At 66.7% G+C, this 13,376-nt stretch carries 9 protein-coding genes; 5 read left to right on the top strand and 4 right to left on the bottom strand.

The genetic code is table 11. The features are described 5' to 3' along the window. Positions 1-108 precede the first annotated feature (108 nt). The gene (gene ybaL, locus ABE423_RS03200; RefSeq protein ID WP_180837828.1) at positions 109-1,806 is read left to right on the top strand and encodes a YbaL family putative K(+) efflux transporter; all 1,698 of its coding nucleotides are present in this window, start codon (positions 109-111) and stop codon (positions 1,804-1,806) included. A 397-nt stretch (positions 1,807-2,203) separates the two neighbouring features. Here the strand turns inward: ybaL and ABE423_RS03195 are convergent, their stop codons facing one another. After that, the gene (locus ABE423_RS03195; RefSeq protein WP_032128543.1) at positions 2,204-3,490 is read right to left on the bottom strand and encodes an aminotransferase class V-fold PLP-dependent enzyme; all 1,287 of its coding nucleotides are present in this window, start codon (positions 3,488-3,490) and stop codon (positions 2,204-2,206) included. 181 nt (positions 3,491-3,671) lie between these two features. Between ABE423_RS03195 and ABE423_RS03190 the strand changes: the two genes are divergently transcribed. The 3 genes from ABE423_RS03190 (at position 3,672) to ABE423_RS03180 (ending at position 6,642) form a co-directional block, all read left to right on the top strand. Further along, the gene (locus tag ABE423_RS03190) at positions 3,672-4,409 is read left to right on the top strand and encodes a response regulator transcription factor (RefSeq protein ID WP_032128544.1); all 738 of its coding nucleotides are present in this window, start codon (positions 3,672-3,674) and stop codon (positions 4,407-4,409) included. Next, a complete protein-coding gene (locus tag ABE423_RS03185; protein WP_049461521.1) occupies positions 4,406-5,701 on the top strand; it encodes an ATP-binding protein in 1,296 nt (431 codons plus the stop codon). The genes ABE423_RS03190 and ABE423_RS03185 overlap by 4 nt, the downstream gene beginning before the upstream one ends. Before the next feature lie 140 nt (positions 5,702-5,841). Beyond that, entirely contained in the window at positions 5,842-6,642 is an 801-nt protein-coding gene (locus tag ABE423_RS03180) for a MipA/OmpV family protein (protein ID WP_346484963.1), read from the top strand. A gap of 72 nt (positions 6,643-6,714) precedes the next feature. Here ABE423_RS03180 and clpB read toward each other — a convergent pair whose 3' ends face one another. Together clpB and ABE423_RS03170 are read right to left on the bottom strand one after the other, a co-directional pair. Next, a complete protein-coding gene (gene clpB / locus ABE423_RS03175; protein WP_346484961.1) occupies positions 6,715-9,300 on the bottom strand; it encodes an ATP-dependent chaperone ClpB in 2,586 nt (861 codons plus the stop codon). 181 nt (positions 9,301-9,481) lie between these two features. After that, complete coding sequence (locus tag ABE423_RS03170) at positions 9,482-10,303, bottom strand: DUF3014 domain-containing protein (RefSeq protein ID WP_180837824.1); 822 nt, start codon at positions 10,301-10,303, stop codon at positions 9,482-9,484. Between the two features lie 170 nt (positions 10,304-10,473). Here ABE423_RS03170 and ABE423_RS03165 point away from each other — a divergent pair, with 170 nt between their 5' ends. Further along, positions 10,474-11,184, top strand: a complete 711-nt coding sequence (locus ABE423_RS03165) for a glutathione S-transferase (RefSeq protein WP_032128550.1) — start codon at positions 10,474-10,476, stop codon at positions 11,182-11,184. Between the two features lie 79 nt (positions 11,185-11,263). On the opposite strand, the gene ABE423_RS03160 is transcribed toward ABE423_RS03165, so the two are convergent. Further along, the gene (locus ABE423_RS03160) at positions 11,264-12,868 is read right to left on the bottom strand and encodes a membrane protein (protein WP_032128551.1); all 1,605 of its coding nucleotides are present in this window, start codon (positions 12,866-12,868) and stop codon (positions 11,264-11,266) included. Positions 12,869-13,376 lie beyond the last annotated feature (508 nt).

The following is a 13,376-nucleotide window of genomic DNA, read 5'->3' as shown; positions in this document are numbered from 1 at the left end:
GATCCCTTTTCCTGCGGGAGAGGGATCTGACCCCATTCGCATTTAAGGTTTGCCGTATCTGGCGTCATCGGTGAAAATCGGGATACCCCCGTTTTTCTGCGAGTGCCGATGCACCATGACACCGACCTGATCAACATCGTTGCCGTTGGCCTCGGGCTCGCCTTCATCTTCGGCGCGCTGGCCAACAAGCTCCGCTTGTCTCCCTTGGTCGGTTACCTGGTTGCTGGCATCTGCGTAGGCCCGTTCACCCCCGGCTTCGTCGCCGACCAGGCGCTGGCCAACCAGCTGGCCGAGCTGGGCGTGATGCTGCTGATGTTCGGCGTCGGCCTGCACTTCTCGCTGAAGGACCTGATGGCGGTCAAGGCCATCGCCATCCCCGGTGCCATCGGCCAGATCGCGGTCGCTACCCTGCTCGGCTGGGGCGTGGCCTCGCTGATGGGCTGGCCAGCCCTGCATGGCGTCATCTTCGGTTTCTCGCTGGCCACCGCCAGTACCGTGGTACTGCTGCGGGCGATGGAGGAACGCCGCCTGCTGGAAACCATGCGCGGCAAGATCGCGGTCGGCTGGCTGATCGTGGAAGACCTGGCCTGTGTGCTGGCGCTGGTGATGATGCCGGTGATGGCCGGTGTGTTCGGCCCCGATGCGGCCAAGGAATCGCACTCGCTGGGCAGCGTGCTGGCCGACATCGGCTGGACCTTCGTGCAGCTGGGCCTGTTCGTGGCGGTGATGCTGGTGGTCGGGCGCCGGGTCATCCCGTGGATCCTGGAACGCATCGCCGGTACCGGTTCGCGCGAACTGTTCACCCTCTCGGTGCTGGCGATCGCGCTGGGCGTGGCGTTCGGCTCGGCGATGTTGTTCGGCGTCTCGTTCGCACTGGGCGCGTTCTTCGCCGGCATGCTGCTCAACGAATCGGAACTGAGCCACAAGGCCGCGCATGATTCGCTGCCGCTGCGCGATGCGTTCGCAGTGCTGTTCTTCGTCTCGGTCGGCATGCTGTTCGACCCGAACATCCTCATCCAGCACCCGTGGCAGGTGCTGGCCACGGTGCTGATCATCATGTTCGGCAAGTCGGCCGCCGCGTTCTTCATCGTGCGTGCGTTCGGCCACCCGACCAGCACCGCGCTGACCATCTCGGCCAGCCTGGCGCAGATCGGCGAGTTCGCCTTCATCATCGCCGGCCTCGGCGTCGCGCTGCAGATCCTGCCGAAGGAAGGCCAGTCGCTGGTGCTGGCCGGTGCGCTGGTGTCGATCATGCTCAACCCGCTGGTGTTCGGGCTGCTTGACCGTTGGCAGGCCAAGCAGGAGCAGTCGCCCCAGGCCGCCGAGCCGGAAGAGGCCACCGGTCCCTCGCGTGACCTGCATGACCATGCCATCGTCATTGGTTACGGCCGGGTCGGCAGCGAGCTGGCGCAGGTGTTGCGCGATCGCGGCGTGCCGGTGCTGGTGATCGATGACAACAAGGAGCACGTCGAACAGGCGCACGCCAAGGGCCTGGCGGCGATCCGTGGTAGTGCTGCTGCCGACCGCGTGCTGGCCGAAGCGCATCCGGAACGCGCGAAGATTGCGGTGCTGGCGATTCCTCAGCCGCTGGAAGCCGGTGAGGCGCTGGCCAAGCTGCGTGCGATCAATCCGGATCTGACCCTGCTGGCGCGTGCGCACAGCGATGCGGAGGTGAAGCATCTGCTGGAACACGGTGCCGATGGCACGGTGATGGCAGAGCGCGAGCTGGCCTATTCGCTGGCCGAGATGGTGATGGCCACGCCGCCCTACCGGAATATCGGGCAGCACAGCATTCCGGTGGTGTGAGGAGTGTGGGCGCGGCAGGGCTTGCAGCCCTGCACCTGCTGAATCAACTTCAACTGCAACGGCAAAAGCTGACTCTCCGTGGAATGGCGGGGTGGGTCCGGTTGCGGGGGGCGCTGCAAGTACGTCCATGTAAGCTCGGTCGCCGCATCCATGCGGCTCACGCCCCCGCAACCGGCCCCCCCCCGCCTTCGACAGTTCCCCGCTGCTGTTGGTGGGTGTCGACCTTGGTCGACGCGGCGGTGCATCTGACCCCGGAAACAAAAAAATCCCCGGTCGACCCGCATCGACCGGGGATCTGGATCGCCACGTTGCCATGCCTTGGAGAGGCAGTTCCACCGTAGCGCATCGCGGTGCCGGTGGTGATCGCCTGTGGCGATGACGACCAAGCGTGCGGCTATCAGGCGCCAGCCAGGGCCTGCTCCAGGTCGGCACGCAGGTCGCCGATATGCTCGATGCCGATCGACAGCCGCACGGTGTCTTCGCTGACACCGGCCTTGGCCAGTTCGGCGGCGTCCAGCTGGCGATGGGTAGTCGAGGCGGGATGGGTGGCCAGTGACTTCGCGTCGCCCAGGTTGACCAGGCGGGTGAACAGCTTCAGCGCATCGAGGAAACGTGCGCCGGCTTCACGGCCGCCCGGCAGGCCGAAGGTCAGTACGCCCGAGCCGTGCCCGCCCAGGTAGCGCTGCGCGGCGGCGTGCTCGGGGTCGTCGGCCAGCCCGGCGTAGCGCACCCAGGCCACCTTTGCGTGTGACTTCAGAAACTGCGCGACAGCCAGCGCGTTGGCGTTGATGCGCTCCATGCGCAGCGCCAGGGTTTCAATGCCCTGCAGGATCAGGAACGCATTGAACGGCGACAGCGCCGCGCCGGTATTGCGCAGCGGCACCACCCGCGCGCGGCCGATGTAGGCCGCCGGCCCCAGCGCTTCGGTATAGACCACGCCGTGATAGCTGGGGTCGGGCTGGTTGAGCCGTGCGAAGCGCTGGGGTTGTGCAGCCCAGTCGAAGCGGCCGGAATCGACGATCGCGCCGCCGAGGCTGTTGCCGTGGCCGCCGAGGTACTTGGTCAGCGAATGCACCACGATATCGGCGCCGTGCTCGAACGGGCGCAGCAGGAACGGCGTGGCCACGGTGTTGTCGACAATCAGCGGCACGCCGGCGGCATGCGCGACCTCGGCAATCGCCGCGATGTCGGTGACGTTGCCACGCGGGTTGCCGATCGATTCGACGAACACCGCCTTGGTGCGTTCGTCGATCAGCGCGGCGAAGGCGGACGGATCGGCCGGGTCGGCGAAGCGCGCCTGGATGCCGTACTGCGGCAGCGTATGCGCCAGCAGGTTGAGGCTGCCGCCATACAGCGCACTGGAGGCCACGATGTTGTCACCGGCCTCGGCAATGGTCTGGATGGCATAGGTGATCGCCGCCTGCCCCGAGGCCAGTGCCAGCGCGCCGATGCCCCCCTCCAGCGCGGCCAGGCGCTGTTCCAGCACGTCGGTAGTGGGGTTCATGATGCGGGTGTAGATGTTGCCGGGCACCTTCAGGTCGAACAGATCGGCGCCGTGCTGGGTGTCATCGAAGGCATACGCCACCGTCTGGTAGATCGGCACCGCCACCGCGCGGGTGGTCGGATCGGGACGGTAGCCGCCATGCACGGCCAGGGTTTCCAGTTGCCACTGCGGGTCGCTCATTGCGCCAGGCTCCATCCGGGGAAACCGCCACCATAGGCCAGCCAGAACCACGCGCTGAAAGCTGCTGGCGATGACGCCAGTACCACCGGTTATCAGGTTGGCCGCGATTCAGGCAGCCGTCATGGGGCGTTGATAGGCTTCGCCGCCGGGCGCTCCTGCCCGGGCACGGAGGCCCAAGCGCATGCAGTCATCCCCCTGGACACCCGCCGCCAGCGGCTCGCCGACCCCGGTGCTGCTGGTGGAGGACGACCGCCGCCTGGCCGAACTGGTCAGCGACTACCTGCACGAACATGGCTTCGCCGTGCAGCATGTGGCCCGTGGCGACCTCGCCGGTGCGGCCTGCCGCCAGCACGCGCCGGAACTGGTGGTGCTGGACCTGATGCTGCCCGGCCTTGGCGGCATCGATGTGTGCCGGCAGATCCGCAGCTTCTCCGATGTGCCGATCCTGATGCTGACCGCCTGCGAGGACGACATCGAACAGGTGCTCGGCCTGGAATCGGGCGCCGACGACTATGTGCACAAGCCGATCGAGCCGCGCCTGCTGCTGGCCCGCCTGCGCGCCCTGCTGCGCCGCCGCCATGGCAGCAGCAACACCGGCAGCCCCTGCCGCCTCATGCACGGCGAGCTGCTGATCGACCGCATGCAGCGCGAGGTGCATCTGCACGGCCAGCCGGTGGACATGGGCACCACCGAATTCGAGATCCTGTGGCTGCTGGCCAGCCAGCCGGGGCAGATTCTCTCGCGTGACCAGATCCTGCAGGCGGTGCGCGGCATCGGCTTTGACGGCCTGGACCGCAGTGTCGATGTCAGCATCGGCAAGCTGCGCCGCAAGCTGGGCGATGACGCGCGCGAACCGCGGCGGATCAAGACGGTGTGGGGCCGCGGCTACCAGTTCAATCCCTCGTCCTGGTCGGCATGAAGCGGCTGTTCCTGCGCCTGTGGCTGGTGGTCGGCGCGAGCTTCCTGATCACCCTGCTGCTGATCAACGTGATCTTCGATCGCATCTACCTGCCGTTCCAGCAGCGTGTGTTCGCAGAGCAGGTGCGCGGCCAGTTGTATGCATTGCGGCAGGGGTTGGACGGAAAGGACTCCGCCGCCCAGCAGGATCAGCTGGCGCAATGGCAACCCCACTATGGCATCGCATTGGCTCTGCTGCCGTCAGCACCGGCCCTCGCGGCCGGCGAACAGGAACAGCTGCAGCGCAACGGGCTCATTTCCCGGCAGAAGTTCGAGATCGTACTGGCGCCGCTTGATCCACTGCATCCCGATGGCCCCTGGCTGCGCCTGCATCTGCCAGGCGAGCCGTCGATGACCCTCTATCTCACCCTGATCGCCTATTCGGTGATGCTGGCCCTGTTCGGGCTGTGCCTGTACGCCTGGGTGCGCCTGCTCTGGCGCGATCTGGACGCGCTGCGCGTGCATGCCGATCGCATCGGCGCCGGCGATCTGCAGGCGCGCGCGCAGGTTTCGCCACGCTCGCAGATACGCGTCATCGTCGACCATTCCAACCGCATGGCCGCACGCGTGGCCGAACTGGTGCAGCGCCAGCGCGACCTCACCCATGCCATATCGCACGAACTGCGCACGCCCATCGCGCGCGTGGCCTTCGGCCTGGACCTGATGCAGGACAGCGACGATCACGAACGCCGTACACGGCTGGCACAGGGGCTGCACGGCGACCTGGCCGAACTCAACCGGCTGGTCAGCGAACTGCTGGCCTATGAGCGTCTGGAGCATCCTGGCGAAGGCGAGCCGATGCAGCGCATTGAAGCCAACGACTGGCTGCAGGCCTGCCTGGCCGATGCACGCCGTGATGCCGAACGAGCCGGCGTGGTCCTGCGCGTGCAGCCCAGTGCGTTGCCGCGGGTGGATGCCGAACCGCGGCTGCTGCAGCTGGCGCTGAGCAATCTGGTGGGCAATGCGCTGCGCCACGCGCGTTCGCAGGTGGAAGTGTCGCTGGTCGGTGTCGGCGGCCGCGCGTGCCTGCGCGTGGATGACGACGGCCCGGGCATCGCCGAGGCCGACCACGAAAAAGTGATGCGCCCGTTCACCCGCCTGGATGACAGCCGCAGCCGCGATACCGGCGGCTTCGGGCTGGGCCTGGCCATCGTCAACCGCATTGCAGCCCGCCACGGTGGCGAGCTGCGCATCAGCCGCGCCACGCTGGGTGGCGCGCGCCTGGAAATGCACTGGCCGCTGGCTGCCAGCTGAACGCCCACGGGCGCCATTACAGTTGATTACAACTCCCGCACAACTGCGGAGGGATCGGTCGCCGGCATATCGCCACGCTGGCGACCCTGCAGCACTCGCCGGATGCGCGCGCTGCTTTCCTCCCATTGTCGAGAGATTCCATGTCCCAGCTTCGCCGTTCCCCCACCCTGCTCTGCCTGGCCCTGCTGCCGCTGTTCGCCGCGCCGATCGCCCACGCCAAGGATGACCACTGGACCTTCGAGCTCGCCGCTGGTGGTGGCGTGACGCCGCGCTACAGCGGCAGCGAGGAATACCGCGCGACGCCGTCGCTGTCGTTCGATGTCACCTCGCCGGGGGGCTGGTTTCTGGGCACCAGTGGCATCGGTTGGGGCACGTCCATTGGCGAGCACACCCGTGTGCGTGCCTACGTCGGCGCCAGCGGCATCCGCCGCGACAAGGACTCCCTGCTCGGCGGTTCGGACTTCCTGCGCGGCATGGGTGATATCGATACCCGTCCCCTGGTCGGTGTCTCGGCTGGTTATACGCTGGGCGAAGCCGTGCTGAGCGGCTCCTGGCAGTTCACCCGCAAGGACGAGGACAAGGCCGAGAACGGCCTGGCTACCCAGCAGATCCATCTGAATCTGAGCATGCCGCTGTTCGACCTGGCCGGTGGCGTTGTCAGCGGCAGTGTTTCCACCGACTACGGCAATCGCGGTTACATGCAGACCTGGTACGGCGTCAGCCCGGAACAGGCGGCGCGCACCGGCTTTGCCCAGCACACGCCGAAGGCTGGGCTGGTCAGCGCCGGTCTTGGCCTGAAATGGAGCCACCGCGTGGGCCGCAATGGCAACTGGTACATCTCGGCCGAAGGCACGCGCCTGCTCGGCGATGCGGCCGACAGCCCGATCGTGCAGAAGGCGAACCAGTTCGGCTTGATGAGCGGCTATACGCACCGCTTCTGAGTGAGCGCCGGGCATGGCCCGGCGTACTCCGCAGGAAACGGGGCGCTGCGGTCAGGCAGCGCCCCGATGGACTCACGCCTTGGCGAACACCAGGTGGCCGCCGTCGTTGCCGACTTCGATGGTGTCGCCGTTGACGAAGGCGCCGGACAGGATCTTCTGCGCCAGCGGGTTCTCCAGCTGCGCCTGGATCGCACGCTTCAACGGACGTGCGCCGTACACCGGATCGAAACCAACGTTGCCAAGCAGGTCGAACGCTGCATCGGACACCAGCAGCTTCAAACCACGTTCGGCCAGGCGCTTTTCCAGGCCACGCATCTGGATGCGTGCGATCTGCTTGATCTGCTGCTTGTCCAGCGGGTGGAACACCACGATGTCGTCCAGGCGGTTGATGAACTCCGGGCGGAAGTGCGCCTGCACCACGCCCATCACCGCCGCCTTCATCTGCGTGTAGGCCTCCGGACTGTCGTCGGCGCTCATGTCCTGGATCTGGTGCGAGCCCAGGTTCGAGGTCATTACGATGACGGTGTTGCGGAAGTCCACGGTGCGGCCCTGGCCATCGGTCAGGCGGCCATCGTCCAGCACCTGCAGCAGGATGTTGAACACATCCGGATGCGCCTTCTCCACTTCGTCCAGCAGGATCAACGAATACGGACGGCGACGCACGGCCTCGGTCAGGTAGCCACCCTCTTCGTAACCGACGTAGCCCGGGGGCGCACCGATCAGGCGGGCGACGCTGTGCTTCTCCATGAACTCGCTCATGTCGATGCGGATCATCGCGTCGGCACTGTCGAACAGGAATTCGGCAAGCGACTTGCACAGCTCGGTCTTGCCGACACCGGTCGGGCCGAGGAACAGGAACGAACCGGCCGGGCGATTCGGATCGGACAGGCCCGCGCGCGAACGGCGCACGGCATCGGAGACGACCTTGATCGCTTCCTCCTGGCCGACCACGCGGTTGTGCAGCACCTCTTCCATCCGCAGCAGCTTGTCGCGCTCACCTTCGAGCATCTTGTTGACCGGAATGCCGGTCCAGCGCGATACGACCTCGGCGATCTCCTCGTCGGTCACGCGGTCCTGCACCAGCTTGAAGTCCTTGTGCTCGGCCTCCTGGGCCGCGGCCAGCTGCTTTTCCAGCTGCGGCAGCAGGCCGTACTGGATCTCGCTCATCTTGGCGAAATCCTGGCGGCGCTGCGCGGCTTCCAGCTCCAGCTTGGCCTGTTCGACCTGCTCCTTGATCTTGGTCGCACCCTGCAGCGCTGCCTTCTCCGACTTCCAGATTTCATTGAGGTCGGAGAACTCACGCTCCAGCGCATCGATGTCGTTCTCCAGATCGGCCAGGCGCTGCCGCGAGGCTTCGTCCTTTTCCTTCTTCAGCATCTCGCGCTGGATCTTCAGCTGGATCACCCGGCGTTCCAGGCGGTCCAGCTCCTCCGGCTTGGAGTCGATTTCCATGCGCAGGCGCGAGGCCGCCTCGTCCATCAGATCGATGGCCTTGTCCGGCAGCTGGCGGTCGGTGATGTATCGGTTGGACAGCGTCGCAGCGGCGACGATGGCCGGGTCGGTGATCTCCACGCCATGGTGCAGCGCGTACTTTTCCTTCAGGCCGCGCAGGATCGCGATGGTGTCCTCCACCGACGGCTCACCGACGAAGACCTTCTGGAAGCGCCGCTCCAGCGCGGCATCCTTCTCGATGTACTTGCGGTACTCGTCCAGCGTGGTCGCGCCGATGCAATGCAGCTCACCGCGTGCCAGCGCCGGCTTCAGCATGTTGCCGGCATCCATCGCGCCGTCAGCCTTGCCGGCGCCGACCATGGTGTGCAGTTCGTCGATGAACAGGATGATCTGGCCTTCGTTCTTGGCCAGGTCGTTGAGCACGCCCTTGAGACGTTCCTCGAATTCGCCACGGAACTTGGCGCCGGCAATCAACGCGCCCATGTCCAGCGACAGCACACGCTTGCCGCGCAGGCCCTCGGGCACTTCGTCGTTGATGATGCGCTGGGCCAGGCCTTCCACGATCGCGGTCTTGCCCACGCCGGGTTCGCCGATCAGCACCGGGTTGTTCTTGGTCCGGCGCTGCAGCACCTGGATGGTGCGGCGGATTTCCTCGTCACGGCCGATCACCGGATCGAGCTTGCCGCTCTCGGCGCGCGCGGTCAGGTCGATGGTGTACTTTTCCAGCGCCTGCCGCTGTTCCTCGGCATTCTCCGACTGCACGTTCTCGCCGCCACGCAGCTTGTCGATCGCGGCCTGCAGGCGGGTCTTGTCGGCACCGGCGGCGCGCAGCGCCATGCCCAGCGTGCCACTGTCTTCCAGCGCCGCCAGCACGAACCACTCGCTGGCAATGAAGGCATCGCCATTCTGCTGGGCCAGCTTGTCAGTGTGATTGAGCAGGCGTCCGAGGTCGTTGCCCATCGAAACGTTGCCAGCCTGGCCGGACACCTTCGGCAGTGCATCCAGCGCCTCGGTCAGGCGCTCGCGCAGCACCGGCACGTTCACCCCGGCCTGGGCCAGCAGCGGGCGCGTGCTGCCGCCCTGCTGGTCCAGCAGTGCGCTGAACAGGTGAACCGGTTCGATGATGCTGTTGTCGCGGCCAACGGCCAGCGACTGTGCGTCTGCCAGCGCCTGCTGGAAACGCGAGGTGAGCTTGTCCATCCGCATTGCGAATCCTCATCGGTCATCAGGGCCGGCCCGCGCCGGCGATGCTGGAAAGATGCGGTTGCCCCACCCCGTTTCAAGGGTGACTGCGACTGCACCCCGAGGCCAGTCAGCCTGCGGCCAGCATGCCGGAACGGGTGTGGTCGGCGCGTTGATCCCGATCAGTTCCGCGCGGTGGAAGGGTTCAACGGGTGATCGCGCTGCGGATCGCCCGCAGCTGCTGCTTGACCGCCCGCGCCTGCGCCGGATCTATACGCAGCAGGGCCTTCTGCCCGATCGAGCGTGACTGCAGGGTGGGATCGACGAAGCGATAGCGGCCCCGTTCGTCGCGCTGCACCAGCGGCGCCTGGGCCAGTTCCGGGGTCTCCAGCAGGTGGTCGATCACCGTGACCAGACGGTCGTTGAAATAGCCCTCGGGCCGGCCAAGATCGACATAGGCCTGCTGGATCAACGGATAGAAACGCTTGTACGCGGTGGCCGTCGCCGCCGGATCCAGCGCGGTGAAGGCCTGCACGTAGGGCGTATAGCGCGCCGCGTTGCTGGCGGCGATCCGCTCGCCGCCCTCACCGGGCTCGACCTGCAGGCTGCCTGGCAGCGGCCGCGCGGCCAGAGCGGTGGGTGGTACGCTGGGCTTGTCCAGGTTGTCGACCTGGGTGACCAGGCGCTGGATCAGGTGGTCGCGCAGCAGCAGGGTCAGCGGCCCTTCGCCCTGGAACAACTGGCTCAGCGCGCCCCAGGCCGCCGCATCGCTGTCGGCCAAGTTCGGCAGTGCTGGATCAGCGGCCGCCTCTGTCTCCAGCGGGTGCCTGATCGGTGGAGGTGCCGGGGCCGGTTGCTCGGCCGTCATTGGCTGTGGAGGTGCGGCGCTGCTGGCGGGAGTGGATTGCACCGGCACCGAGACTCCGTCCGCCAGGCTCTTCAGCTGGTCGCGGAACAGCCAACCGCCCGCGCCACCGATCACCACCACGCCCAGCACCCAGGGCCATACCGCCTTTCCACTCTGCATGATGCAGCACCTCGTTTTCACACGCATGGAGAAGGTGTGACCCCCCGTGTCGGCGAGGGTTCCCCCTTCGTTCGGCTGCGGTTTGGGTTGGGCAGGACCTGCAGCCATGCTCACGCCTGCTTTGCACGACGCGCGCGAGGCTGTTGCTCTTGTCGTGTGGAGACACTGCCATGCAGTACGCGCTGTATTACTGGACCGGCATCCAGGGCCGTGGCGAGTTCGTGCGGCTGGCGCTGGAAGATGCCGGTGCCGACTACATCGACATGGCGCGGGTGCACGGCGATGCAGTGATGCAGCCGTTTCTCGATGGCAGCAGTGAAGGTGCGCAGCCCTTCGCGCCGCCGTTCCTGAAGGCCGGTCGCCAGGTCATCGCGCAGGTCGCGGCAATCCTGGATTTCCTGGGCCCGACGCTGGACCTGGTGCCACAGGCAGCCTCGCGGCGGATGCAGGCGCTGCAGTTGCAGCTGACCATCGCCGACCTGGTGGCCGAGGTGCATGACACCCACCATCCGATCGCTGCATCGAAGTACTACGAAGAGCAGAAGACCGAGGCCAAGGCACGTGCCGCGTCGCTGCGCAGCGAACGGCTACCGAAGTTCCTCAGCTACTTCGAGCAGGTGCTGGCGGCCAACGGTGGCCGCCATGCACTGCGCGAGCACTCGTATGTGGATCTGTCGCTGTTCCAGCTGCTGAGCGGGCTGAACTACATGTTCCCACGCCGCATGCAGGCACTGGAACCGACCCTGCCCCTGCTGCGCGCGCTGCAGGAGCGGGTGGCGAAACGACCCAACATTGCCTCCTATCTGGACTCGGAACGGCGATTGCCGTTCAACACCAACGGCATCTTCCGCCACTACCCGGAACTCGATGGAGAGCGGTAGTGCCGGCCGCTGGCCGGCAGCTGCACGCTACGTCCGAGGTCCATGAGGATGCCGGCCAGCGGCCGGCACTACTCTGGGGTCAGCTGTTTTCACCCAGCGGCTTCACCGCCTGCTTCTGCAGTGACAGCAGGCCCAGCAGCAGCGCCAATGCCACGTAGGCGCCGGCGAACTGCCAGCTGATGATGCGCGCCAGGCCGTCCAGATCCCACGGCAGGTAGATGCCACCGCGCGGGTCCACCGAGTGGATCAGGCCGAACAGGGTCAGCACCGCCGCCACCAGCAGGAAGCCGCAGGCGCGGCGCAGGCGGCCATCAACCATGGCCGCCACCGCAGAGATCCACAGCATCGAGGTGATGATGAAGCCATTGCCGAGGGTGAAGATCACCGCCAGCTCAGGCAATCCGTGGCCATCGAGCTTGGTCAGCAGCTGCGGCAGCTGGTCCGGTGCGATCCAGCCTGGCGCCTTGATCGCCAGCAGGTACGCTACCGACGGCAGGAAACCGAACACCATCGCGCCGGTATGGTGGCGCGGCGTGGCCTGGAAGGCCTGGGTGGTGATGTCGATGGCCACGTACACGATGATCGGTGCCAGCACCGCCAGCGGCAGCCACTGCACCAGCCCGGAGATGATGCCGAGCATGCCGCCGATGCCGACGAACAGTCCGGTCAGCAGCGTGTAGCCGCTGCGCGCGCCCATGTGCTTGTAGGCCGGCTGGCCGATGTACGGTGTGGTCTGCGCCACGCCGCCGCAGACACCGGCCACCAGCGTAGCCACCGCTTCCACCAGCAGGATGTCGCGGGTGCGGTAGTCATCACCAGCGGCGCGTGCGCTTTCGGACACGTTGATGCCACCGACCACCATCAGCAGGCCGAACGGCAGCAGCAGCGGCAGGTAGGTCATCGCGGTGGGCAGGCCGTCGAGGAAGCCCAGCGTCGGCAGCGGCAGCACCACCTGCGGCGGCACCCACGCCGGCACGTGGAAGCCCGGCGCGCCCAGACCGGCCAGGCCCAGCCCGTAATACAGCACGGTGCCGAACACGAAGGCCAGCAGCACGCCCGGGCCACGCACCGGCAGCTTGCCCTTGGCGATCAGCACATACAGCAGCAGGCCCAGGGTGGTGAAGCCGACCAGCGGCGAGCGCAGCGTTTCCAGCAGCGGCAGCAGGCCCATCAGCACCAGCGCGATGCCGGCGATGGAACCCAGCAGCGCGGCCCGCGGCAGCGCGCGGGTGACCGCTTCGCCGAAGAACGACAGCACGAACTTGAGCACGCCCATGATGACCAGCGCGGCCATGCCCAGCTGCCAGGTCGCGATACCCGCGGCATGCGGGTCCATGCCCTGCTGCTTGAAGGCGATGAAGGCTGGGCCGAGCACCAGCAACGCCATGCCGATGCTGGTCGGTGCATCCAGGCCCAGCGGCATGGCGGTGACATCATCGCGGCCGGTACGCGCGGCCAGCCGGCGGGCCATCAGGGTGTACAGCAGGTTGCCGACCAGCACGCCGAAGGCGGTGCCGGGGAACATGCGGCCGAACACCACGTCGGCGGGGAACTGGAAGATCCCGACCAGGGCCATGGCGATGAAACCGAGGATGGAGAGGTTGTCGACGACCAGGCCGAAGAAGCCGTTGAAGTCGCCGGCGACGAACCAGCGACGCGGTGCGGCGGAAGCGGGAGCGGACATGGAAGGGGCGGTGGGGGTGGGGACCGCCGATGGTAGGCCCAGCGGGGCCCGGGCGCCAATTCCGTCGTGGAATGATGGGTTCCAGTCAACGGCGGGGCCCCTCGTGGCTGGGTTGGTCGCGGACAGCGATTTCTGGGTAGGGCCGGTCGGGATGGGCTGCGCAGGACACGCCGTAAACCCGTCCCTGGGGGCTCGATGGCGCCATCCATGGCGCCAACGGTCCTGCGCGCCCATCCCGAACGGCCCCTGACAGTTTCCTGCGCGTGCCAGCCACGGAAGAGAATCAAAAGATCAAAAGCAAAGGCAGGCTCTCGTTGTAGCGCCAAGCCCATGCTCGGCTGCTGTACGCGAAGCCTCTCAGCCGAGCATGGCTCGGCTCTACGAGAACAATTCGATCATTTCCACGCTATCCACGCATGGCGTGGATCTACCGTGTCGACCAAGGTCGACACCCACCAGCGCAATATGCCGTTCCGACAGATCGCAGGAGACTGTCGAGGGCGGGGTG

Source organism: Stenotrophomonas sp. TWI1409, assembly GCF_039673015.1.
GTDB classification, from domain to species: domain Bacteria; phylum Pseudomonadota; class Gammaproteobacteria; order Xanthomonadales; family Xanthomonadaceae; genus Stenotrophomonas; species Stenotrophomonas maltophilia_A.
Note: the sequence above shows the minus strand (reverse complement) of the source record. Positions and strands in the feature narration are given on the sequence as shown.